This window comes from Methylorubrum sp. B1-46 (assembly GCF_021117295.1).
Classification (GTDB): domain Bacteria; phylum Pseudomonadota; class Alphaproteobacteria; order Rhizobiales; family Beijerinckiaceae; genus Methylobacterium.
The window spans coordinates 3,373,041-3,396,103 of record NZ_CP088247.1; the positions used below are offsets into that span (position 1 = coordinate 3,373,041).

Below are 23,063 nucleotides of genomic sequence, written 5' to 3' on the forward strand. Positions count from 1 at the left end.
CAAATGAACTAAACCCGTTTCCGGGGCAGCGTATCGGGGCCATCGATCGCTTAGATTTATTTTCGAACGAAACAGTCCATTTCAAGATGAGACCAAATCAGAAAATAATAGCGTCCCACGAGAGGGTTGTTTTCCAGATACAACCCCAATGAACGCCGAATGCCCGAAAATTTAGAAGTCTTGACGATGCAGATGGAGGTCACACGCGGAAATCGCGGAGCGACGCGATCGTCAACACCGAGGCAAACGGCCCGACACCGCTACGGCCTGATCTCGATGGGCGTGCCGACATCGACGCGGGCGTAGATCGCGCGCATCTCGGCATTGGTGACGCCGACGCAGCCCTGGGTCCAGTCCCTCATCCGGTGCAGGCGGCCGAGCCAGGAGAAGCCGTTCATCAGCCCGTGGATCATGATGTCGCCGCCGGGCGGATAGCCACCGGCTCGCGCGGCCGCCTCGTCGGCGGGGGAGGGGTAGGACACCTTGAGCGAGAGGTGGGCGACGCTGCGCGGGTTGCGGAACGCGATCGTATAATTGCCCTCGGGTGTGCGCCCGTCGCCCTCGCGGGCCTTGTGCCCTTCCGGCGCGAAGCCGAGGGAGACGGGATAAGTCGCAAGCACCCGGCCTTCACGCAGCAGCGTCAGGCGGCGCGCCGCCTTCTCCACGAGGACGCGGTCGGCGCGCTCGGGCTCGGCGGCGAGCGTCGGTTCGGTGCGGCCGAACTGGAGAAAGTCGGCGAGGAGGACGGCGCCCGCACCGAAGACGGCGAGGCCGCCGATCACCGCCGCGATGTGCCGCCGCCCAGCCATGGCCGCCTCAGCCGATTTTTCAGCCGATCTTGGCCAGGGCCTGTTCGAGATCGGCGATCAGATCCTCCGGATCCTCCAGGCCGATCGAGAGGCGTACCGTCTCAGGGCCGACGCAGGCCGCCGCACGCTCCTCAGGGCGAAGCTGGCGGTGGGTCGTGGTCGCCGGGTGGATCGCCAGCGACTTTATCTCGCCGATGTTCACGAGGTGCGAGATCAGCTCCAGACCTGCGATGAGCTTCAGCGCGGCCGGCTCGCCGCCCTTGAGCGCGAAGGTGAAGATCGAGCCCGGCCCTTGCGGCACGTAGCGGTTGGCCAACGCCTCGCCCTTCTGCCCCGGCAGCGCCGGGTAGCTGACCCATTCCACCGCCGGATGGTCCTTGAGGTAGGCGGCGACCGCTTTGGCGTTGGCGCAGTGGCGCTCCATCCGCAGCGGCAGGGTCTCGATGCCGGTGAGCGTCAGGAAGGCGTTCATCGGAGACAGGCCGGGGCCGAGGTCGCGCAGGCCGAACAGCCGGCAGGCGACGGCGAAGCTGATCTCGGGGAAGCGCTCGCTGACGATCAGGCCGTCATAGTCCGGCCAGGGATCATTGATGAGGTTGTAGCGCGATCCTTGCGCCTTCCAGTCGAAGGTGCCGGCATCGCAGATCATGCCGCCGATCACCTGCCCCGAGCCGCCGAGAAACTTCGAGGTGGAGTGGACGACGATGTCGGCGCCGTACTCGATCGGACGGATCAGGGCGGGGGAGGCGAGGGTGTTGTCGATCACGAGCGGCAGGCCGTGGCGCTTGGCCACCGCCGCGATGCCCTCGATGTCCATTACGGTGGCGCAAGGGTTGACGATCGACTCGCAGATGATCGCCTTGGTCTGCGGCGTGATCGCCGCCTCGAAGGCTTCCGGCGTCAGGTCGGCGGCGAAGTGCGGCGTCAGGTCGTAGCGGCCTTCGAGGCGGCGCATCAGGCCGAGCGAGCCGCCGAACAGGCGCGGCGAGGCGACGTAGGCATCGCCCGCCTGCATCAGCGTCATCATCACCAGCAGCACCGCCGACTGCCCGGAGGAGACCGCCACCGCCGCCTTGGCGCCTTCGAGCGCGGCGATCCGGCGCTCCAGCGCGGCGACCGTCGGGTTCGAGCCGCGCGAGTAAGAGAAGCCGGTCTTGCGCATCGCGAAGATGTCGGCGGCCTGCTCGGTAGAATCGAACACGAAGCCGTTGGTGAAGTAGATCGGCTGCGCCCGCGCGCCCGTGGCGGGGTCGGGCGCGGCGCCCGCATGGACCGCCTGCGTGGCGAGGCGGAGGATCTTTGGCTCGGCGGTCATGGCGGGACCTGGACTGATCGCTCTGTCGGCGCGCAAGGCAGCGCGCCACTCTCACCCGCCTTCTGCCGTGAAACGGCCCGCGGCGAAACCCGCGATCGGCCCCCGCGCGCATCCGCCATGCGCGAAACGTCTGGGAGGATGCGTCAGGCCGCGCGCTTGAGGCAGGCCTTGAGGGTGCGCACCAGCATGGTCGGCGCGTAGGGCTTCGGGATGAAGCGGGCGCCCTCCGGCATGTCGCCGGGGCTGGGCGTGCCCATGCCGGAGACGATCAGCACCGGGATGTCCGGCCAGCGGTGGGCGACGACACGGGCGAGCGCGAAGCCGTCCATCGAGCCCATCGGCATGTCGACGTCGGTCATCAGGATCTCGACGTCGGGCCGGTCCTGAAGCACGTCGAGGGCCTTGTCGGCATGGTGCGCTTCAAGGACGTTGAACCCGGCCTCCGCCAGCGTATCGGAGGCTTCCATCAGCAGCAGGCCGTCGTCTTCGACGAGGAGGACGACGGGCAACTCTGTCGGGTTTTCTGTCATGAGGCTGCAAACGATCTCGGGCCGACACTGGTTGCGGGCCTAATTCGCACCTGCAGCGAGGTCAAGGAAGGGGCGCCCTGCAATTGTGCACGGCGGAAAACTTAATCTTGACCTTACGCGTGTGCCCGGACAGGCGCCGGGCGCGCGGGAAGATTCGCCAGAGCTTCCGGCCGCGGGCCGCCGGTCGCCCAATCGAGCAGCTCGACCGTGTGCAGGATCGGGATGTCGGTGCCTTTCCCGATCTGGGTGGCGCAGCCGATATTGCCGGTGGCGATCAGGTCTGGCTTCACGCGCTCGATATTGGCCACCTTGCGGTCGCGCAGACGCGCGGCGATTTCCGGCTGGAGAATGTTGTAGGTGCCGGCAGAGCCGCAGCAGATGTGCCCCTCCGGCACGTCCTTCACCGTGAAGCCCGCCTTCTTGAGAAGGGTTTTAGGCTCGGTCCGGATCGCCTGACCGTGCTGCATCGAGCAGGCGGAATGGTAGGCGACCACGAGGTCGGTGTCCTCCACCGGCGGCAGTAGGCCGATCTCGGCCATGTACTCGGTCACATCCCTCGCGATCGCCGACACCCGCGCCGCCTTCTCGGCATAGGCCGGGTCGTCGCGGAACATGAAGCCGTAATCCTTGATCGTCGTGCCGCAGCCGGACGCCGTGACCACGATGGCATCGAGGCCGGGCCCGTCCATCTCGGCGATCCAGGCGTCGATGGTGCGCTTGGCATGAGCGTGGGCGGAGTCTTCCCGGCCCATATGGTGGGTCAGTGCGCCGCAGCAGCCCTCGCCCTTGGGATGGACCACCTCGACGCCGTGACGGTTGAGCAGGCGGATCGCAGCCTCGTTGAAGTCCGGCCGCAGCACGCTCTGGGCGCAGCCGCGCAGGAGCGCGACCCGGCCGCGGCGTTCGGCCGGGCCTTTGTCCGCGCCGGTCTGGAACAGCGCGCTGATCTCCTGCGCCGAGGGATCGGCGGGGAAAGTGCCGGGCCGGTCGGTCCGGTTGCGGTTGGGCAGTTGCGCGGGCGCGAGGTCGAGCATCGCCGCGAGCCGGTTGCCGACCCGCGGCAGCCGGGCGACGAGTGGCCGCAACGGCGCCCCGACCTTGGCCGCAAGCAGCGCCAGCCGAAAGCGGTTCGGATAGGGCAGAACCAGCGTCAGCACCGTGCGCAGCAGCCGGTCGGAGAGCGGGCGCCGGTAGGTCTTCTCGATATGCGCGCGGGCGTGATCGACGAGGTGCATGTAGTGCACGCCCGACGGACAGGTCGTCATGCAGGACAGGCAGGAGAGACAGCGGTCGACGTGCTTCACCACCTCGCGGCTCGCCGGCTTGCCGCCCTCCAGCATATCCTTGATCAGGTAGATGCGGCCGCGCGGTGAATCGAGTTCGTCGCCGAGCAGGAGATAGGTCGGGCAAGTCGCGGTGCAGAACCCGCAATGAACGCAGGTACGCAGGATCTTCTCCGAGGCCGCCATGGCGGGGTCGGCGAGCTGCTCGGGAGCGAAATTGGTCTGCACGACGCGCCTCGATGCGGTTTCTTGCTTCTCTTTACGTCTCTTAGAACCGTTCGCGCGGGCGAGGCAATCGGAACGGTTCTAAGCTGTTGCTGTGTCGCAGTGGCGCGGGATCAGGCGGTCGAAACCCGCGGCAAAAGCCTCAGCGATCGCGCGAGACGGTGAGCAGGCGGGCGATGAACCAGATCGGCACCACCACCACCGCACCCGCGAGGATCCAGCGACCGAAATCGTGGAACGTGTCGAGCCCGAGGTCGATCAGCGACCGGGTGAGATCGTAGAACTGCCAGAACAGCAGGCCCGGCGTCAGGCCGAACATCGCCATCACCGCGCCGACGAGCACGGACAGGAACAGCAGCTTCACGAACACGGCCGCCGGAGAGCCGCCGAGGAAGCGGTTGAGCCCGGAGCGGCGGCGCGGCTCACCGTGGCGCGGATCGGCCGGGTAGGCGCCGGCATCGAGCGGGGCGCGGCGCCGGGGGTCGTGATCGCCGATCATGTCGGTCGGTATCCTCGCCAGATCCTCAGGACTTCGTGGCAACCCCGCAACGGCGTTGCCTCTCCGCCACACTCATGCGAAACCGCCGGTCGAACTTCGCATTCGACGCATTCGGGGTAGCAGCCAGATGGCATCCTCGAACGTTCCGCTCAAGATGGCAGGCTCAATCTCGCCCTGCCGGCTCTCACGCCTCCACCTCGCGCGACCTGACGAAGGCCATGATCGACCACGCTCTGTTCGACCCGGCGACCATCGATGCCGAGACGAAGGCGCTCAACGCCGAGATCGTGGCCGCGCACGCGGCGCAGGCCGATCCGTGGTCGCTGCCGATCGAGGAGGTGCGGGCGCGGCGCCGGGCGGGGACACAGGCCTCTCCCGCCATGCCGCGCAGCCCGCGCGCCGAGATCCTGACCATCGAGGGGCCGGGCGGCCCGCTGGCGCTGCGCGTCATCCGTCCGCAGGGCAAGGCGCGCGGCGCCTACCTCCACATCCACCGCGGGGGCTGGGTCTGGGGCGCGGCCGACGAGCAGGATCCCTGGCTGGAGCGCATCGCCGATACCTGCGGCTTCGTCTGCCTCTCGGTCGAGTATCGGCTGGCGCCGGAGCATCCCTATCCGGCCGCGCTCGAGGATTGCGAGGCCGCGGCGCTCTGGCTCGCCGGCCCCGGCAAGGCGGAACTCGGCATCCACGCGCTGACCATCGGCGGCGAGTCCGTCGGCGCGCATCTCGCGGTGATGACGCTGCTGCGTCTGCGCGACCGCCACGGACTGCCGCGCGCCTTCCGCGGTGCCAACCTCAATGCCGGATTCTTCGATCTCGGCCTGACCCCGAGCGTGCGGCTGTGGGGCGAGGAGCGGCTCGTCATCAACACCACCGACCTCAAGCGCTTCGCCGACGGCTACGTGCGCGAGGGCATCGATCGACGCCGGCCCGACGTGTCGCCGCTCTACGCCGATCTGAAGGGCCTGCCGCCGGCCCTGTTCACGGTCGGCACCGCCGACCCGCTGCTCGACGACACGCTCTACATGTCGGCCCGCTGGGCCGCGGCCAACAACGGCGGCCACACCGCGGTCTATGCCGGCGGCTGCCACATCTTCGTGCGCTATCCCGGCGCGCTGACGGAGCGGGCGCTGGAACTGATCGACCGCTTCCTGATGGCGCTGGCGTGACGCGGTGACGACGGGCCGCCGCCGTCCTACCTGAGCCGGGTGCCCGCGCCTCCCGACCTTCCGCCGTCTTTCTCCGCGTGGTTCGCCTCGCGCGGCTGGGCGCCGCGCCCGCATCAGCTCGAACTGCTGGCGACCGTCCAAGCCGGACGCTCGGCGCTCCTCGTCGCGCCCACGGGAGCCGGCAAGACGCTGGCCGGGTTCCTGCCGAGCCTGGTCGAACTGAGCGAGCGCAAGGGCGGCGGCAAGGGCGCCGGGAGGGGCGGCGAGAAGGGCAAGGCGCGCGGCCTTCACACCCTCTACGTCTCGCCGCTCAAGGCGCTCGCGGTCGACATCGCCCGCAATCTTGAAGCGCCGATCGAAGGCATCGGGCTTCCCGTGACCGTCGAGACCCGCACCGGCGACACCCCGGCCCACAAGCGCGCGCGCCAGATCCAACGCCCGCCCGACATCCTGCTCACCACCCCCGAACAGCTCTCGCTCCTGCTCGCCCATCGCGAAGCGGAAGCATTCTTCGCCGGGCTGAAGACGGTCGTGCTCGACGAGCTGCATGCCCTCGTCACCTCGAAGCGCGGCGATCTTCTCTCCCTGGCGCTCGCCCGCGTGCGACGGCTGGCGCCGGAGGCCCGCGCCATCGGCCTCTCGGCGACCGTGCGCGAGCCGGACGAGTTGCGGAAGTATCTCGTCTCACAAACCCCTTCCCCCCCTGCGGGGGAGGGTGCCCGCGGAGCGGGCGGGAGAGGGTGCAAGGCGCCCATGGCCGACCTCGTCGTGGTGAAGGGGGGCGCCAAGCCCGACCTGCACATGCTCGACATCGGCCGCACGCTCCCGCTCTCCGGCCATACTGCCCGGCACGCCATGCCGGCGATCTACGAACTGATCCGCGCGCACCGCATGGTGCTCGTCTTCGTCAACACGCGCCTCCAGGCGGAATACACGTTCCAGGAGCTGTGGCGGCTCAACGACGATACGCTGCCGATCGCCCTGCACCACGGCTCGCTCGATGCCTCGCAGCGCCGCCGGGTCGAGGCGGCGATGGCAGCGGGGCAACTGCGTGCCATCGTCTGCACAGCGACCCTCGATCTCGGCATCGATTGGGGCGACGTCGATCTGGTGGTCAATGTCGGCGCGCCGAAGGGCGCGAGCCGGATCATGCAGCGGATCGGCCGGGCCAACCACCGCATGGACGAGCCCTCGAAGGCCTATCTCGTGCCCGGCAACCGCTTCGAGATGCTGGAATGCCGCGCCGCCCTCGACGCGGTGGAGGAGGCGGCCCAGGACACGCCGGACGCCCGCCTCGGCGCCCCCGACGTGCTGGCCCAGCACGTCCTCGGCATGTCCTGCGCCGACGCGTTCGACCCGCTCGAACTCTACGAAGAAATCACCTCGGCCGCGCCCTATGCGCGCCTGTCCTGGGAGGATTTCGAGGCGGTGGTCGATTACGTCGCCACCGGCGGCTACGCGCTGCGCGCCTACGAGCGCTTCGCCAAGATCCTGCGCGGGCCGGACGGGAAGTGGCGGGTGCGCGACGCGCGGGTGGCGCAGCAATACCGCATGAACATCGGCACCATCATCGAGTCGACGCATATCAAGGTGCGCATGGCCCGCAGCCTGCGCGCCAAGCCCGGCACCGTGCTCCCCAAGGGCGGGCGAACGCTGGGCGAGATCGAGGAGGATTTCGCCGAGACGCTCACCGTCGGCGACACCTTCCTGTTCGCCGGCGAAGTCCTGCGTTTCGAGGGGTTGGCGGAGGACGAGTGCCTCGTGACGCGGGCCGGCCCCGGCACCGATCCGGCGATCCCCTCCTATGCCGGCGCGAAGTTTCCGCTCTCGACCTTCCTCGCCGCGCGGGTGCGGGCGATCATCGCCGACCCGTTCGAGTGGGACCGGCTGCCGCGCCAGCTCTCGGACTACCTCGCGCAGCAGCGCCGGCACTCGGCCCTTCCGGGGGAGCGCGACCTCCTGGTCGAAACCTTTGCCCGCGCCGGGCGCCACTATCTCACCGCCTTCCCGTTCGAGGGGCGGCTCGCCCACCAGACGCTGGGCATGCTGCTGACCCGGCGCCTGGAGCGCGCCCGGCTGCGCCCGCTCGGGTTCGCCGCCAACGATTACGGCATCGCCATCTGGTGCACGCGGGATGTCAGCGAACGGGCCGCGCTCTCGCCCGGTTTCATGGAGGCCTTGTTCGACGAGGACATGCTCGGCGACGACCTAGAGGCGTGGCTCGACGAATCGGCGATGATGAAGCGCACGTTTCGCCAGTGCGCGGTGATCGCCGGGCTGATCGAGCGGCGCTTTCCCGGCCAGAAGAAGACCGGCCGACAGGTCACGATCTCGACCGACCTGATCTACGACGTGCTGCGCCGCCACCAGCCCGACCACCTGCTCCTGCGCGCCGCACGGCAGGATGCGGCAACCGGACTCCTCGACGTGACCCGCCTCGGCATGATGCTGAGGCGTATCCGGGGGCGAATCACCCACAGGGCGCTCGACCGGGTCTCGCCGCTCTCCGTGTCCGTCATGCTCGAAATCGGGCGCGAGCGGGTCTACGGGGAGGGGGCCGACGAGATCCTGGCCGAGGCCGAAGCCGAGCTGCTGCAAGAAGCGCTCGGCTGACGCGGGCCGGCCGCCCTCTCCGCGAAGCTTGGGACAACGACGTGGCACTCGGCCAGAGACTCGAGAAGACCGTGAAGGGCACCGACCTTGCGCTTGCCGGCGAGGCCTTGAGCCTCGACCGCACCGGCGCCCTGTGGCTGCCCGAACACCGCACCCTGGTGGTGTCGGACCTGCACCTGGAGAAGGGGTCGTCGTTTGCCGCCCGCTCGGGCCAGTTCCTGCCGCCCTACGACACCCGCGAGACCCTGGCCTGCCTGCATGAGGTGATCCAGCGGCTCGATCCGGCCTGCGTGGTTGCGCTGGGCGATTCGTTCCACGATGCCCGCGGCCCCGAGCGGATGGAGCCCGGCGACCGAGCGATGATCGCCGCCCTGCAGGAGGGTCGCGACTGGGTCTGGATCGCCGGCAATCACGACGCGGCGGTGAGCGAGGGCGTCGGCGGGCGCTACTGCGAGACGGTGTCCCTCGGCGGCCTGACCCTGCGGCACGAGCCGCTGGCGGGAGCCGGGGCGGGCGAGATCGCCGGCCATCTCCATCCCTGCGGCAAGGTGACGATGCGGGGCCGCTCCGTGCGCCGCCGCTGCTTCGTGAGCGACGGCCACCGTCTCGTGATGCCGGCCTTCGGCGCCTATACCGGCGGCCTCAACGTGCGCGACGCCGCCTTCGAGCCACTCTTCCCGAAGGGGTTCACAGCCTATCTGCTCGGCGACGGGCGCGTCTTCGCGATCGGACGATCCATGCTCGGGCGGGATTGAGAAGCCTCACGGACACAGGCCAGATCGACCAAACGGAATTGCGCAGTTGCAAAATACGACCGCGCAGGCCACCCACATCTTCTGATTCGAAATCACCGTGCGACTACTACTTTCGCGCGCAAGGCAGCAAAATCGTCTTCTGCGATGGTGCCCTTCTCATGGGAGGACAGGTACCATGGCTGCCGGCAACAATCCCGACCGCAGAACCCGCAAGTTTTCCGAAGTCGTCACACCGCGCCCCGTCCGTACCCGCCGTTTGACCAGCCGGGGTGTACCGCCGCGACAGGAACTCGGCCCTCTCGAACAATTGCTGGGCGTTTGGACCGGAAAGGGTACGGGCTGGAACATGATCGCCCTTCCGTTCCACAAAGCACCGGCGCCGCCGGCTGGATTCAAGTTCCGCGTGCTGATGAACCAGTACGACGAGGAGCTTCAGTTCACGTTCGTCGATGACGATGTTCCCAATCGGGGGCTTTCGAGGCCGAGCCAGCCCGACTTCGACCAGTTCGTCGTCACGCTCGATTATCAGCAGAAGATCGCACAAATCGCTGCGGAAGATCGGCCGAGCAGCGGCGGCCTGGCCGGCCCGGTCGGACTGCCGATCCACCACGAGCCCGGCCTGTGGCTCTACGAGAAGAACCGCCGGAGCACGGACGATCAGATCAAGGGCGATGCGGTGTCCGAGGTCGAACTCGACGTCGCGCGCCTGGCCTCAATCCCGCACGGAAATTCCGTCCTGGCCCTCGGCAAGTCGGAGGTGCACGACGGCATGCCGCCGATCCCGCCCGTGAGCGGGCTACCCTCGGGCCGGTTCGAGGATGTCACGACGCCGGACTATGATTTCAGATCCGCCACCGATCCGGATCCGTATTTCGAACCGTACCGGCATTACATCGACAATCCCTTCATGGGGAATGTCACGGCGCCGGGATTCCCCGGCTTCAGTCCGACCGACATGAATGCAATTCTGCGTTTCGCGAACCAGAACGTCGAGATCGTTCGGACGACAACGCTGACCGTCGATTCGACGCGCAAGAGCGGCGGAATCTCGAATGTTCCCTTCTCGGTTCGCGAGGCCGAACCGGTCAGCATGAAATCGACGTTCTGGATTCAGGAGTTGGCGGAGAAGGACGAGCAAGGCAATCCTAAACTCCGATTGCAATACTCACAGACCGTCATGCTGCATTTCTTCCGCCCTCGTGAAGACGAATTTCCGGAAAGAGCCGTCTGGCCGCATATCAGCATCGCCACCCTGGACAAGCTGCCGGCCGGTTACGAACTCGTGGAGAGCTAGAGCATCGTCCCGAAAGGTGGCCACCGGCTTTCGGGAAAAAGACGATGCAAGAGCAAGAGGATAGAGCATCGTCTCGAAAGGCGACGGCGACGGTCGCAGCGACGCCTTAGGCTGCGATCAACAGCGCCGCCCCAGCGATACCCGACAGGGCCAGCCGCAGCCGGCCCATCCAGTTCGGGACCATGCCGCGGCGGGCAAGGTCCTGATCGACGATGCCCCAGAGCAGGACCAGGGCGCCGAGGGTGCGAAGATCCCACGGCGCCGGGGCGGCCAAAGCCGCCCAGGCCAGCAGCGAAGGCACGATGGCCAGGACGTAGTCGCGCCAGCCGGCCCCGCGCGCCGCCGCGACGCCCCAGCGGATGCCGCCGAGGAACGAGGCGATCACCGCGCCGTAGGCGGAGAGGATGGTGCGCGGCGACAGGCCGATCGTGCCGAGACCGACATCCGTCCCGCTCACCGACAGCGCGGCGAAGCCCACGAACGGGATCAGCCCCGCGATGCCGAGAAGGACAGCGCTCGCGGGTACCGTGTTCAGCCGCCCCATGCCGTCTCCTCGGCTGCCTGCCGTGCGACCCGGCTCGCACCGGTTTCGCGCATCGCTCGAACCCACCGGCCGCGACGGGACGGCCCGGTGCGGGCCGCCGTCGAGCGGGCGGTGTCATGATCCGGTGTAAACGCGCAGATCCTCATCCGTCCCGCAACCGAGACCATTTGTTGCAGCACGGGACCTCATCGCATGCTCGGCCGGAGAATCGGCGCGGGATAGCGGCGGGGCGACCATGGCCTCGGATGACGGGCATCGGCAGGATGGGCGCGAGACGGCCCACCCCTTGCACGATCGATTCCATGCTGCTGCGGCCGACGGACACGAGACTTGCCCTCGAACGCCTCCGCGGTGCGTCCGGGGATGCCTGGACGACCTGGCGCCGACGAAGCCTGTTCCTGGCGGGCGGCGTCTGCGTCGGCTTGGCCGCGGTACTGATGGCGAAGGCGGCGGATGCGGCGCAGGCGGTGTTCCGCTCCGGAATCACCGCCTCGCCGCTGCTGGCGCTGCTGCTCTGCCCGGCCGGCTTCGCGCTGGCGGCGTGGCTGGCCCGGACCGTGTTTCCGAACTCGCAAGGGTCCGGTATCCCGCAGGTGATCGCCGCCCGCGCCCTCGACGACGGGCCGGCGCGCCATGCCCTGATCTCGCTCAAGGTTGCGGCGGGCAAGGTCGTCGTGATGTGTCTCGGCCTCCTCTGCGGCGCCTCGATCGGCCGCGAGGGACCGACGGTGCAGGTCGGCGCGGCGATCATGGCCACCCTCGGCCGGCTCAGCCCGGAACGGATGCGCAGTCTGCTGCTCGCAGGTGGCGCGGCCGGCGTCGCCGCCGCCTTCAACACGCCGCTCGCCGGAATCGTGTTCGGCATCGAGGAACTCGGCCGGGCCTATGACCGGCGGGGCAGTGCTCTCATCGTCGCCGCCATCGTCGCGGCGGGCCTGACCTCGCTGGCGATCCTGGGTGACTACACCTATTTCGGCACGTCCGACGCGGGGCTGTCCTTGAGCACCGGATGGCTCGCAGTCCCCGTGCTCGGCGTGGCGGGCGGGCTCGCCGGCGGGCTGTTCAGCCGCATCGTGATCGGGTTTGCCCAGGGCTTTCCGGGCCGGGCCGGCGCATGGATCGCGCGCCGCCCCATCCTGTTCGCCACGCTCTGCGGACTCGGTGTCGCCCTGTGCGGATTGGCCTCCGGCGGCGCCGTCTACGGCACCGGCTACGAGGAAGCGCGGGACATCCTGCACGGCGAGAGCGATCCGCGCTGGGCGTTCGCGCCGCTGAAGTTCCTGGCCACCGTGCTGTCCTCGATCAGCGGCATTCCCGGCGGCCTTTTCGCCCCCTCGCTCGCCGTCGGCGCCGGGCTCGGCGCCCAGGCGAGCCTCATCCTCGCGGACGTCCCCATGGGTGCGCTGGTGCTGATCGGCATGACCGCCTACCTGACCGGCGTTCTCCAGGCTCCGATCACCTCGTTCGTGATCGTCACCGAGATGACCCAGAACCACGCGATGGTGATCCCGCTGATGCTCGCCGCGCTGATCGCGGACGCGATGTCGAAGCTCGTCTGCCGCGGCGGCCTCTACCACACCCTGGCGGAGGTGCTGGTGCAGCGCGCAGGCCGCGAACGAAATGCGTAGTATCAAGCTGCATGGAACAGGACCGGTGGTCCAGTTCCATGCGTCCGGCGGACGACCACTGCCGCGCCGTCGCGCGGGCAATCGGCGATGAGGCAGGATCATCGCCGATCGGTCGAATGCCCGGGCCGCGGCGGAACGCCGCCGGTCCGTCGGAAGTTACTGCTCCGCTTTCGTATCGGAGTGAACTGCCATGACGCTTCTCAAGTGGGCCGCCATCGCCTTCATCATCTCGCTCGTCGCGGGCGCCCTCGGCTTCACCGGCATCGCCTCCGGCGCGAGCTCGATCGCGCGCATCCTGTTCGGCCTGTTCCTCGTGCTCGCCATCGTCATTGTGGTGATCGCGCTCGCCATCGGTCAGGCGGTGTTCTGACGCCTCGGCTCTGAACCCGTGCGCCTCGACGGCCGCACCGCCCTCGTCACCGGCGCCTCTTCCGGGATCGGCGCCGAGACGGCCCTGGGGCTCGCCCGCCTCGGGGCGCGGGTCGGCCTCGTCGGGCGCGACCGCGCGCGCACCGAACGTGCCGCCGCGCATCTGCGCCGGGAGACCGGCGGCGCGGCGGACGTCTTCCTCGCCGATCTGTCGAGCCAAGCCGAGATCCGCCGCCTCGCGGGGGAGGTGAGGGCGCATTATCCCGCCCTCGACATCCTCGTAAACAATGCCGGCGCGATCTTCTCCGAGCGTCACGTCACGGTCGATGGGATCGAGCGGACGTGGGCCCTCGACCATCTCGCCTACGTGCTGCTGACGCACGAGCTGCGCGCACCGCTCGAAGCCGCGCCCCGCGCCCGCATCGTCAACCTGGCCTCCGCCGCCCATACGCGCGGACAGATCGATTTCGACGATCTCGGCGGCGAACGCCGCTATTCCGCGATGAAGGCCTATGCGCAGGCCAAGCTCGGCAACGTGCTGTTCACCCATGCGCTCGCCCGGCGGCTCGCGGGCAGCCCCGTCACCGTCAATGCGGTGCATCCGGGCGTTGTAGCGAGCGAGTTCGCCAAAAACACCCGCGGCGCGCTCGGCTTCGCCTGGAGCCTGATCCGCCCGTTCCTGATCTCGACCGAGGCGGGCGCCCGAACCTCGCTCCACGTCGCCACCGCGCCCGAACTCGATGGCGTGAGCGGGCGCTACTTCGCCAAATGCCGCGAGACGGCTTCCTCCGCCCGCAGCCGGGACGAGGCGTTGCAGGAGCGGGTCTGGATCCTCAGCCGGCGGCAGGTCGGGATCGAGGCGTCGCACGCCGCGCAATAAGGGTGCGCCTCGCGGCTCGCCGTCTCAGAAATGGCTGAACGAGGTGCGCGCGAAGTCCAAGGCTCGGCCCGTCCCGTCGAGGAAGCACGGCGCATCCTCCCCGGCCTCGACCGTGCCGATCGCGGCAGCCGGAACGCCGGCCTCGCGCGCTTCGGCGAGAAAGGCGGACAGCTCGTCCGGCGCCACCGCGCAGAGGATCTCGTAATCGTCGCCGCCGGTCAGCGCCGTGGCGAGCCGGCTTGGCGCGCGGGCGATGGCCGCCACTGCGGCGGGCGAAAGCGGCACCGCCGGGACATCGATCCGCGCGGTCAGGCCTGTGCCGGCGAGCATTTTTCGCAGGTCGCCCGCGAGCCCGTCCGACACATCCATGGCCGCGCGGGCATGGCGGCGAAGGGCAGGAACCAGGGCCAGCCGCGGGCGCGGGTGAAGATAGCTGTCGAGCAGAGCGTCGCGGTGGGATGCCTCCAGCGCGGGATCGGGCGCGAGCCGCAGGGCGAGGCCGAGGGCCGCGTCGCCGATGCTGCCGCTGACGCAGAGCCGGTCGCCGGCCTGCGCCGCCTGACGCCGCAGGATCGTGCCCGACGGCACCTCGCCAAGGGCAGTGACGCCGATGAGCGCCGGGCCGCCGGAGCGGACCGTATCGCCGCCGAGAAGCGGGCAGCCATGGGCACGGCTCGCGGCACCGAGCCCTTCAGTGAAGGCGGCGAGCCACGCCTCGGTCCAGTCGTCCGGCAGGGCCAGCGTCAGAAGAAAGCCGCGGGGATGGGCGCCCTTGGCGGCGAGATCCGAGAGGTTCACGCCGAGCGCCTTTACGGCGATCGAGCCGGGCGGATCGTCGGGGAAGTAATGTACCCCGGCGACGACGGCGTCGGCGGTCACCACGAGGTCGTGGCCGGGCGTCGGCGTCAGGCTGGCGGCGTCGTCGCGCAGGCCCTCGGCGCCGGGGCCGGCGAGCGGCGCGAAGTAACGCGCGATCAGCGCCTCCTCGCCCGCGCGCGCCATCCCCGCCTCAGGCCTTCTTCGGCGCCTGGCCGGGGGCGGCCGGGATGCCGAACTCGGTGGAGCGCACCTCGCGGCCGACCCGGTCGAGCACGGCGTTGACCATGCCCGGCTCGTCGCCGCCGTAGAAGCTGTGGGCGACGTCGACATACTGCGAGATCGCGGCCCGGGCCGGCACGTCGCGGCGGAACATCAGTTCGTAGGCGCCCGCCCGCAGGATCGCGCGCAGCACCACTTCGAGCCGGCGCAGGGGCCAGCCCTTGGCGAGCGCCGCGTCGAGCTTCGGATCGATGGCGCGCTGCTCCTCCACGGCGCCGCGCAGAACGTCGCGGAAGAAGGCGGTCTCGGCCGGGGGATGGACGACGCCGTCGATCTCCTGGCCGATCCAGAAGGTCTCGAACTCAGCGAGCGCGTCGATCACGCCCTTGTCCGAGATCTCCATCTCGTAGAGCGCCTGCACCACGGCGAGGCGGGCACCGGTTCGGGTATTCGGTTTCGACGAGGCCGGCGTCTGGGCCGGCGGCGCGGCGGGTTCTGTCATCGAGCGGGTTCCAGATTGGCGGCGCGCTTGATGGCGAGGAGGCTCAGCGCCGCCTCCGCCGCGCCGCCGCCCTTGTTCATCTCGGAGACCCGGGCACGGGCGAGCGCCTGCTCCATGGTCTCGACGGTGAGGATGCCGTTGCCGAGCGGCAGATGCTCGGACACGGAGAGGTCCATCAGCGCGCGGGCGCTCTCGCCGGCGACGATGTCGTAATGCCCCGTCTCGCCGCGGATGACGCAGCCGAGCGCCACAGCCGCATCATAGGGACCGCCGGCCTTGCGCCCGGCTTCCATCAGGATGGCGATGGCCGCGGGGATTTCGAGGGCGCCGGGCACCGTGAAGATCCGCGCCTCGGCGCCGACCGCCTCGATCGCGGCGCGGGCGCCCGCCAGCAGCTCGTCGGCAATGTCGTCGTAGTAGCGTGCCTCCACCACCAGCACGCGGGTGCCGGCGAGGCTCTCGAGGATGCTTGTGGGCGCGTCCGCGTCCCGGCGTTGGGAGACCATGCGTGTGACGTTCCGGGGTGCGTTCGCGGAAGTTCGGGGCGGGCCGGAGGGTTAGCGCAAGTGCTGCGGGCTCTACAAGCGGCACGGGACGCAAGGCCGCGCGCGGCCGCGATGCAGTCCAGGCCAGCGACGCGCCGTCGCGGCCCCGGCGGGCCCTCGCTTTTCAGTTGAGCCGGAGACGTTCGATCAACCCAATCCGCTCGAAGGGGCGTCGCCATGACCTGCGATGCTCGGCGATTAACCCGTCCGAAGTCGATGCCGGCGATAGACTATCGAATACAAATTGCGGGCGCTCGAACAAGGGGCTCGCACTGGAGACGGGGGTTATCCAGCATGGCGACGGCGCGCGCGCGGAGGGACGGAACGGCCACGGCGCCGGCCGAGGCGGCGCCGCGGGTGGTGCCGCTGGTGATCGATCTCGACGGCACGCTGCTGCGCACGGATCTTCTCCTGGAAGGCATCATCACGCTGCTACGGCGCAACCCGCTGATGCTGCTCCTGATGCTGCTGTGGCTGCCGCGGGGCCGGGCCTTCTTCAAGCGCCGCATCGCGGAGAGCGCCGGGCTCGACGTCGCGACCCTGCCGGCCAACGAGGCGCTGCTCGCCCATATCGAGGCGCGGAAGGCGGCGGGGCAGGCGATCGTGCTCGCCACCGCCGCCGACGAGCTGATGGCCCTGCGGGCGCTCAGGCGCTTTCCCGTCTTCGATCGGGTGGTGGCGAGCGACGGCGTACGGAACCTCAAAGGCGCGGCGAAGGCGGCCCAGCTTCAGGCGCTCTATCCGCAGGGCTTCGACTATGCCGGCGACTGTGCTGCCGACCTGCCCGTCTGGGCCGCGGCGCGCCGGGTGATCGTGGTGGGAGCCTCCCCCGCCGTGCTCCGTGCGGCCCACCGGCTCGGCAAGCCGGTCGAGGTGTTTCCCGCAGCCTCGCGTTCCCACACGCTCCTCAAGGCCCTGCGTCCGCATCAATGGGCTAAGAACGCCCTGGTCTTCCTGCCGCTCGTGCTCGGTGGCCGGGCCGGCGAGGCGGAGGCCTGGGCGAGCGCGGGTCTGGCCTTCCTCGCCCTCGGGCTCGTCGCCTCGGCGAGCTACCTGATGAACGACCTCCTCGATCTCTCCCACGACCGGGCCCACTGGTCGAAGCGCGAGCGCCCCCTGGCGAGCGGCCGGCTTCCCATCGCCACCGGTCTGGCGGCGCTCGTCCTCGGGCTCGGGGGCGGGTTGGCGGTCGCGGCCCTCGCCGGAGCGGCGGTGCTCGCCGGCGTGCTCGCCTATCTCGCCCTGACACTGGCCTATTCCACCTGGCTCAAGCGGGTGCCGATGCTCGACGCGCTGACGCTCGGGTGCCTGTTCTCGCTGCGCATCGCCATCGGCGTCGCCGCGGTCGCGGTGGCGTGGTCGCCCTGGCTTCTCACCTTCTCGATGTTCCTGTTCACCTCGCTGTCCTTCGCCAAGCGGTACACGGAGCTGCGCGGCGCCGCGCGGCGCGGCCAATCGGGCACCATCGCCGGGCGCGGTTATCAGCCGGCGGACGAGGCGGTGGTGCTCGCCTTCGGCGTCGCCTCCGGCCTGTCCAGCGTCGTCATCTTCATCCTCTATCTCGCCAACGAGGCGTTCCACCATGCCGCGCTCGCCGCGCCGCTGGCCCTGTGGAGCTTCCCGCTGATCCTCGTCCTGTTCATGGGCCGGGTCTGGCTGCTGGCGGGCCGCGACGCGCTCCACGACGATCCGGTCGCCTTTGCGATCAAGGATCGCCCGAGCCTCGCGCTCGCAGGGATCGCCGGCCTCGCCTTCGCCGCCGCCGCCTTCGGCCTGCCCCACAGCCTCTTTCCGCAGGGACTCGAATCGTCATGGGTCATGAGGTCGTCCGTTTCCTGATCGCCGGCGGCACGGCGACGGCGATCAACTGGCTCGCGCGGATTCCGCTCTCACTCGTCATGCCGTTCGAGGCGGCCCTGCTCGCCGCCTACGGCCTCGGCATGGTCGCCTCGTTCTGGCTCTACCGAGCCTTCGTGTTCCGGGTGGCGCGGGGATCGCTGCGTGGGCAGGTGTTCCTGTTCCTCGTGGTCAACGCCGTCGGCGCGGGCGTGGTGCTCGCGGTCAGCACGGCCCTGCTCGACAGCCTGACCGCGCTGCTGCCGGATCTCGCACGATCGATCGCCGAGGCGCTCGCCCACGGCGTCGGCATCGCTTCGGGCGCCGCAGCGAACTATCTCGGCCACCGGCTCCTCACCTTTGCCCCCGGCGCGCGGCCCGCGCCCCAGGGTCCGTAGTTCAGAGCCTGTAGGCCCAAAGCAGCGTTACCACGGCGAGACAACCGTGGCCGCAGCCACGATCCCGACTGCCGGCTACGACGGCAAGGAGCGCGGACACGTCACGCGGATCGGTCTCACCCCTGCAATAGGCCGCGCGTCTCGGCGAGGCGCGCGGCGTAGCGCGCCAGGAGATCGATTTCGAGATTGATCCGGTCGCCCGCGCGGCGCTCCTCCCAGGTCGTGACCGAGAGGCTGTGCGGGATCAGCAGCACCGAGAAGTCGCTGCCTGAGACCGCGTTGACGGTGAGCGAGGTGCCGTCGAGGCAGATCGATCCCTTCTCAGCGATGAAGCCGGCGAGCGCTTCCGGTGCCCGCAGGGTGAAGCGCTCGCTTGCCCCCCACGGATTGTCCTCCCCGGTCACGGTCTCGCGGGCGATGATCTCGGCGATTCCGTCGACATGGCCGGTGACGAGATGGCCGCCGAGTTCGTCGCCGAGCTTGAGCGAGCGCTCGAGATTGATCCGTGTGCCCTCACGCCAAGAGCCGACCGTAGTGCGGGCCAAGGTCTCGGCGGCGGCATCGACCGAGAAGCGGCAGCCCGTCCCGTGCGGCTCGACCGCGACAGCGGTGAGGCAGGGGCCGGAGCAGGCGATCGAGGCGCCGAGCGCGATGCCGGCGGGATCGTAGGCGCTCTCGATGACGATCCGGCGCAGGCGTTCGGCCCCCTCCACCGAGACGACGCGGCCGACATCGGTGACGAGCCCGGTGAACATGTCAGATCCTCTCGTAGGTGACCGCCGTGTCGGGACCGTAGGCCCATCGCTCGACCTCGGCGAAGGCGCCATCGGACAACCGGCGAGCGAGGTTGGCTCCGAGCGCCGGCAGGCCGCCGGCCTCGCCCAGCGTGACGGGGCCGGTGATCAGCGTGCAGGCGTCGATGAGATCGTGCGTGGCGAGCGCATCGGCAAGCGCCGGGCCGCCCTCGCTGCAGATCCGCGTCAGGCCGCGCTCCGCGAGAAGGACCAGCGCGGCGGTCAGATCGATGCGTCCCCTTGCATCGGTGGGGACGAAGGCCAGCTCGACGCCGAAGGAGGTGAGCATCCGCCGGGCATGGGCCGGAGCACCGCGCCCGGTCAGGACCAGCGTCGGCAGGTCGCGGGCGCCGCGCACAAGATGGCTCGCGGGATTGAGACGCAGTGTCGAGTCGAGGACGATCCGCAGCGGTGAGCGCTCGGCCAGCCCCGGCAGCCGCACGGTCAGCGACGGGTCGTCGGCGCGCGCCGTACCAATGCCGACCATGATCGCGTCGGCATGCGCCCGCCACAGATGCACCGCTCCGTCGGCGATCGGGCCGGTGATCTTCAGACGCTCGCCGGTCGAGGGCGCGGCGAAGCCGTCGCAGGTGCGGGCAAGCTTGAGGTGCAGGCTCGGGCGACCGCGCGTGACGCGGGAGAAGTGGCCGCGGTGATCGCGAACGGCCTCCTCGCGCATGAGGCCGGTCTCGACCGTGATCCCGGCGGCGCGCAAGCCCGCATGGCCGCGCCCGGCCACCCGCGGATCGGGATCCTCGACGGCGGTGACCACCCGGGCGATTCCGGCGGCAATCGTCGCGTCGGTGCAGGGCGGCGTGCGGCCGTGATGCGAGCAGGGCTCCAAGGTGACGTAGAGCGTGGCGCCGCGGGCCGCCGCGCCGGCCATGGCGAGCGCCAGCGGCTCCGCGTGCGGGCGCCCGCCCGGTGCGGTCACCGCCTGCCCGACGATGCGGCCATCGGCGACCACGACGGCGCCGACGCTGGGATTCGGCCACGTCCGGCCGAGATTGCGCCGCCCCAGCGCCAGGGCGAGGCGCATGGCGCGCCGATCGAGAGCTTGCTGTTGGCAGGCGTCCACGGCTCGCCCCGTTACGCGGATTTTCGGGGAGGCCGGCGGCGGCGCGGGGCGGCCGTCTCCGCGTCGGGCTGCACGGGCACCGCCGGCGCGTCCTCGGACACCGCAGCCTCACCCTCCAGCCGGCCACCGAGCGTCCCGAGCAGATCCTGAAAATCCTGCGCCTCGCGGAAATTCTTGTAGACCGAGGCGAACCGGACATAGGCGACGTCGTCGAGCCCCTTCAGGCCCTCCATGACGGCCTCGCCGATGGCCTCGCTGGTGACCTCGCCCTCGCCGCCGCTCTCCAGGCGCCGGGTGATGCCGCTGACGAGGCGCTCCACCCGCTCGGGATCAACCGTGCGCTTGCGCAGGGCGACATCGATCGAGCGCTGCAGCTTGTCGCGGTCGAAGGGCACGCGCTTGCCCGAGCGCTTGAGCACGGTGAGTTCGCGCAACTGCACCCGCTCGAAGGTCGTGAAGCGTCCGCCGCAATCCGGGCAGACGCGGCGGCGGCGGATCGCCGAGGAATCCTCGCTCGGCCGCGAATCCTTCACCTGCGTGTCGGGACCTCCGCAGAACGGACACCGCATCGCGCGCTCACCACCTCATCCCGGACGCTCTCAAAAGCCGGCCCTCTCTGCCCCACCCGCCGCTCAATTGCCAGAACCGGGCTCGGTGGGTTCGGTGGGATCGGGGGCAGTCGTCACCACCCGCGCTTCCGGTTCGGCACGGAAGAGGGCGTGGAGCGCCGACGCCGTCGGCCCGGCCGCCACATCGGCCAGGGTGAGCCGGTCGAGTTCGAGGAAGAAGGCCTGCTCCGCCGCGTCGAAGGCCCATTTGAGCCGGCAGCGGCCGATGAGCGGGCAGGGGTCACGCCGGCAATCGACCACCGTGCCGACGCCTTCCAGGTCCGCCACGAGCCGGCCGAGCCGGATCTCTCGCGGGTCGCGGGCGAGGCGCACGCCGCCGGAGCGGCCCTGCCGCGCCTCGACGACGCCGGACCGGACCAGGGCTTGGGCGATCTTCTGGAGGTGATGCACCGAGATGCCGAAGCGCTGCGCGACGGTCGGAGTCGCAATCCAGGCGCCCGGTTGGGTCAGCGTCAGGTGCATCAGCAGACGCAGGCCGTAATCGGTGTGAAGCGAGAGATGCAGGGTCGCCCTCCCGAGCGGAACAGCACAACCTTCAGATGAAGGCGCGCTCGACTGCATCATCCCAAGGATCGAATGACGTGTACACTCCTTGGAAAAACAAACCTTGCGTAGATTAACTCTGAGGTTGCTCGCAAACGGCAGCAGCCGCGGATCGGCAGATCCGCGGCTGCATGGTCCGGCTTGAGGCCGGACACATCTCGATAAGGTTGAGCGCCTCTCACAGAACGCCCGCCGCACGTTCCTCGCCGGAGCGAGAAGGTCGGGAGCCGGGCGTTCCGTGGGGTGCTCTTAGCTGTAGATCGGGAAGCGATCGGTCAGCGCGTGGACCTTCTCCTTCACCGCGGCCTCGACCGCGGAATCGCCGCCCTCGCCCTTCTCGGCGAGGCCATCGAGCACCTCGACGATGAGCGAACCGACCTGCTTGAACTCTGCGACGCCGAAGCCGCGGGTCGTGCTGGCGGGGGTGCCGAGGCGGATGCCGGAGGTGATGGTCGGCTTCTGCGGGTCGAACGGCACGCCGTTCTTGTTGCAGGTGATGTCGGCCCGCGACAGCGCCGCCTCGGCCGCCTTGCCGGTCAGGCCCTTCTTCTGAAGGTCGACCAGCATCAGGTGGTTGTCGGTGCCGCCAGAGGTGATGTCGTAGCCGCCAGAGATAATGGTGTCGGCCAGCGCTCGCGCGTTGTCGATCACCTGCTTGGCGTAGATCTTGAACTCGGGCTTCAGCGCCTCGCCGAAGGCCACCGCCTTCGCGGCGATGACGTGCATCAACGGACCGCCCTGGAGGCCGGGGAAGATCGCCGAGTTGAACTTCTTGGCCAGCGCCTCGTCGTTCGTCAGGATCATGCCGCCGCGCGGGCCACGCAGGGTCTTGTGGGTCGTCGTGGTGGCCACATGCGCGTGCGGGAACGGCGAGGGATGCAAGCCCGCGGCGACGAGGCCGGCGAAGTGGGCCATGTCCACGAAGAAGTAGGCGCCGACCGAATCGGCGATCTCACGGAACTTCGCAAAGTCCCAGTGACGCGGGTAGCCCGAGCCGCCGGCGATGATCACCTTCGGCTTGTGCTCCTGGGCGAGGCGCTCGACCTGCTCCATGTCGATGCGCTGGTCCTCACGGCGCACGGTGTAGGAGACCGGCTTGAACCACTTGCCCGAGACGTTCGGCGGCGCGCCGTGGGTGAGGTGGCCACCCGCGGCGAGGTCGAGGCCGAGGAAGGTGTCGCCGGGCTGCATCAGGGCCATGAACACGCCCTGGTTCGCCTGGGAGCCGGAATTCGGCTGCACGTTGGCGAAGCCGCAGCCGAACAGGCGCTTGGCGCGGTCGATGGCCAGCTCCTCGGCGATATCGACGAACTGACAGCCGCCATAGTAGCGCCGGCCGGGATAGCCCTCGGCGTACTTGTTCGTCAGCACGGAGCCCTGGGCCTCGAGCACGGCGCGCGAGACGATGTTCTCGGAGGCGATCAGCTCGATCTCATGCTGCTGCCGACCGAGTTCCTGCGAGATGGCCTTTGCGATCTCGGGATCGGTCTCGGCAAGATGAGCCGAGAAGAAGGTGTCGAGGGCGGTGGTGTCGGACGCAGTTCCGGCGCTCATGAGCGTAGCCTCTTTTCGTTGTTTACGGGCTTAACTCACCCGTTCTCCCGCTGGCGTTTGCGGGGGTGAATTTCGGCACTATTCGTACACGTCGAGGAACGACAGGCCAAGCACAGGTGATTTTACGCCTGTCTTTAAAATTTTTCACGGGAGCAGCCCGAGTCTGCGGCACCGCAGCGCATCAGCCCGGCTCCACACACGACAACACCCGGCAGGGCCGGGTGTCGCGGGAC

The 23,063-nt window shown here is 69.4% G+C and carries 23 protein-coding genes; 9 read left to right on the forward strand and 14 right to left on the reverse strand.

The genetic code is table 11. The features are described 5' to 3' along the window. Positions 1–260 precede the first annotated feature (260 nt). From LPC10_RS15650 to LPC10_RS15670, 5 genes are all read right to left on the reverse strand, one after another. Positions 261–809 carry a murein L,D-transpeptidase family protein gene (locus tag LPC10_RS15650; protein ID WP_231343127.1) on the reverse strand — a complete coding sequence of 183 codons (549 nt, stop codon included), beginning with the start codon at positions 807–809 and terminating at the stop codon, positions 261–263. Between the two features lie 19 nt (positions 810–828). Continuing rightward, positions 829–2,124, reverse strand: coding sequence for an O-acetylhomoserine aminocarboxypropyltransferase/cysteine synthase family protein (locus tag LPC10_RS15655; protein WP_231343134.1), 1,296 nt, complete (start codon positions 2,122–2,124; stop codon positions 829–831). Positions 2,125–2,267: 143 nt separating this feature from the next. After that, positions 2,268–2,654 (reverse strand): response regulator, encoded by a 387-nt coding sequence (locus LPC10_RS15660; protein ID WP_231343136.1) that lies wholly within the window; start codon positions 2,652–2,654, stop codon positions 2,268–2,270. Between the two features lie 113 nt (positions 2,655–2,767). Continuing rightward, positions 2,768–4,165, reverse strand: a complete 1,398-nt coding sequence (locus LPC10_RS15665) for a heterodisulfide reductase-related iron-sulfur binding cluster (protein WP_231343137.1) — start codon at positions 4,163–4,165, stop codon at positions 2,768–2,770. 139 nt (positions 4,166–4,304) lie between these two features. After that, positions 4,305–4,661 (reverse strand): DUF6460 domain-containing protein, encoded by a 357-nt coding sequence (locus tag LPC10_RS15670; RefSeq protein WP_231343138.1) that lies wholly within the window; start codon positions 4,659–4,661, stop codon positions 4,305–4,307. A gap of 218 nt (positions 4,662–4,879) precedes the next feature. Here LPC10_RS15670 and LPC10_RS15675 point away from each other — a divergent pair, with 218 nt between their 5' ends. The 4 genes from LPC10_RS15675 (at position 4,880) to LPC10_RS15690 (ending at position 10,492) form a co-directional block, all read left to right on the forward strand. Further along, on the forward strand, positions 4,880–5,830 hold the full coding sequence (locus tag LPC10_RS15675; protein WP_231343140.1) for an alpha/beta hydrolase: 951 nt from the start codon (positions 4,880–4,882) through the stop codon (positions 5,828–5,830). Positions 5,831–5,869: 39 nt separating this feature from the next. Further along, positions 5,870–8,443, forward strand: coding sequence for a ligase-associated DNA damage response DEXH box helicase (locus LPC10_RS15680; RefSeq protein WP_231343142.1), 2,574 nt, complete (start codon positions 5,870–5,872; stop codon positions 8,441–8,443). Between the two features lie 41 nt (positions 8,444–8,484). Beyond that, positions 8,485–9,198, forward strand: a complete 714-nt coding sequence (gene pdeM / locus LPC10_RS15685) for a ligase-associated DNA damage response endonuclease PdeM (protein ID WP_231343147.1) — start codon at positions 8,485–8,487, stop codon at positions 9,196–9,198. Between the two features lie 175 nt (positions 9,199–9,373). Beyond that, entirely contained in the window at positions 9,374–10,492 is a 1,119-nt protein-coding gene (locus LPC10_RS15690) for a heme-binding protein (RefSeq protein ID WP_231343148.1), read from the forward strand. A 106-nt stretch (positions 10,493–10,598) separates the two neighbouring features. Here the strand turns inward: LPC10_RS15690 and LPC10_RS15695 are convergent, their stop codons facing one another. Then, a complete protein-coding gene (locus tag LPC10_RS15695) occupies positions 10,599–11,036 on the reverse strand; it encodes a DUF3429 domain-containing protein (protein WP_231343149.1) in 438 nt (145 codons plus the stop codon). A 302-nt stretch (positions 11,037–11,338) separates the two neighbouring features. Between LPC10_RS15695 and LPC10_RS15700 the strand changes: the two genes are divergently transcribed. The 3 genes from LPC10_RS15700 to LPC10_RS15710 all read left to right on the forward strand — a co-directional run bounded on the left by LPC10_RS15700 (position 11,339) and on the right by LPC10_RS15710 (position 13,913). After that, positions 11,339–12,664 (forward strand): chloride channel protein, encoded by a 1,326-nt coding sequence (locus LPC10_RS15700; RefSeq protein ID WP_231343150.1) that lies wholly within the window; start codon positions 11,339–11,341, stop codon positions 12,662–12,664. Between the two features lie 190 nt (positions 12,665–12,854). Continuing rightward, entirely contained in the window at positions 12,855–13,034 is a 180-nt protein-coding gene (locus LPC10_RS15705; protein WP_133090945.1) for a DUF1328 domain-containing protein, read from the forward strand. 18 nt (positions 13,035–13,052) lie between these two features. Next, positions 13,053–13,913, forward strand: coding sequence for an SDR family oxidoreductase (locus LPC10_RS15710; RefSeq protein WP_231343152.1), 861 nt, complete (start codon positions 13,053–13,055; stop codon positions 13,911–13,913). Between the two features lie 24 nt (positions 13,914–13,937). Here the strand turns inward: LPC10_RS15710 and thiL are convergent, their stop codons facing one another. From thiL to ribH, 3 genes are read right to left on the reverse strand one after another with little or no spacing between them, the layout of a single operon-like run. After that, entirely contained in the window at positions 13,938–14,915 is a 978-nt protein-coding gene (thiL, locus tag LPC10_RS15715; protein WP_231343154.1) for a thiamine-phosphate kinase, read from the reverse strand. Between the two features lie 7 nt (positions 14,916–14,922). Then, positions 14,923–15,453, reverse strand: a complete 531-nt coding sequence (gene nusB, locus LPC10_RS15720; RefSeq protein WP_231343155.1) for a transcription antitermination factor NusB — start codon at positions 15,451–15,453, stop codon at positions 14,923–14,925. Beyond that, positions 15,450–15,959, reverse strand: a complete 510-nt coding sequence (gene ribH, locus LPC10_RS15725) for a 6,7-dimethyl-8-ribityllumazine synthase (protein ID WP_231343157.1) — start codon at positions 15,957–15,959, stop codon at positions 15,450–15,452. Before ribH ends, nusB begins: the two co-directional genes overlap by 4 nt. Before the next feature lie 333 nt (positions 15,960–16,292). Between ribH and LPC10_RS15730 the strand changes: the two genes are divergently transcribed. After that, positions 16,293–17,837 carry a UbiA family prenyltransferase gene (locus LPC10_RS15730; RefSeq protein ID WP_231343158.1) on the forward strand — a complete coding sequence of 515 codons (1,545 nt, stop codon included), beginning with the start codon at positions 16,293–16,295 and terminating at the stop codon, positions 17,835–17,837. Next, a complete protein-coding gene (locus LPC10_RS15735; RefSeq protein ID WP_231343159.1) occupies positions 17,810–18,232 on the forward strand; it encodes a GtrA family protein in 423 nt (140 codons plus the stop codon). Before LPC10_RS15730 ends, LPC10_RS15735 begins: the two co-directional genes overlap by 28 nt. Positions 18,233–18,348: 116 nt before the next feature. Here the strand turns inward: LPC10_RS15735 and LPC10_RS15740 are convergent, their stop codons facing one another. The 5 genes from LPC10_RS15740 to glyA form a co-directional block, all read right to left on the reverse strand. Next, positions 18,349–18,987 carry a riboflavin synthase gene (locus tag LPC10_RS15740; protein WP_231343162.1) on the reverse strand — a complete coding sequence of 213 codons (639 nt, stop codon included), beginning with the start codon at positions 18,985–18,987 and terminating at the stop codon, positions 18,349–18,351. Between the two features lies 1 nt (position 18,988). Further along, complete coding sequence (gene ribD / locus LPC10_RS15745) at positions 18,989–20,065, reverse strand: bifunctional diaminohydroxyphosphoribosylaminopyrimidine deaminase/5-amino-6-(5-phosphoribosylamino)uracil reductase RibD (RefSeq protein ID WP_231343163.1); 1,077 nt, start codon at positions 20,063–20,065, stop codon at positions 18,989–18,991. Between the two features lie 50 nt (positions 20,066–20,115). Then, complete coding sequence (gene nrdR / locus LPC10_RS15750; RefSeq protein WP_231343164.1) at positions 20,116–20,673, reverse strand: transcriptional regulator NrdR; 558 nt, start codon at positions 20,671–20,673, stop codon at positions 20,116–20,118. Between the two features lie 63 nt (positions 20,674–20,736). Beyond that, a complete protein-coding gene (locus tag LPC10_RS15755; protein ID WP_231343166.1) occupies positions 20,737–21,297 on the reverse strand; it encodes an Rrf2 family transcriptional regulator in 561 nt (186 codons plus the stop codon). Positions 21,298–21,525: 228 nt separating this feature from the next. Continuing rightward, a complete protein-coding gene (gene glyA, locus LPC10_RS15760; protein ID WP_231343168.1) occupies positions 21,526–22,830 on the reverse strand; it encodes a serine hydroxymethyltransferase in 1,305 nt (434 codons plus the stop codon). Positions 22,831–23,063: the final 233 nt, after the last annotated feature.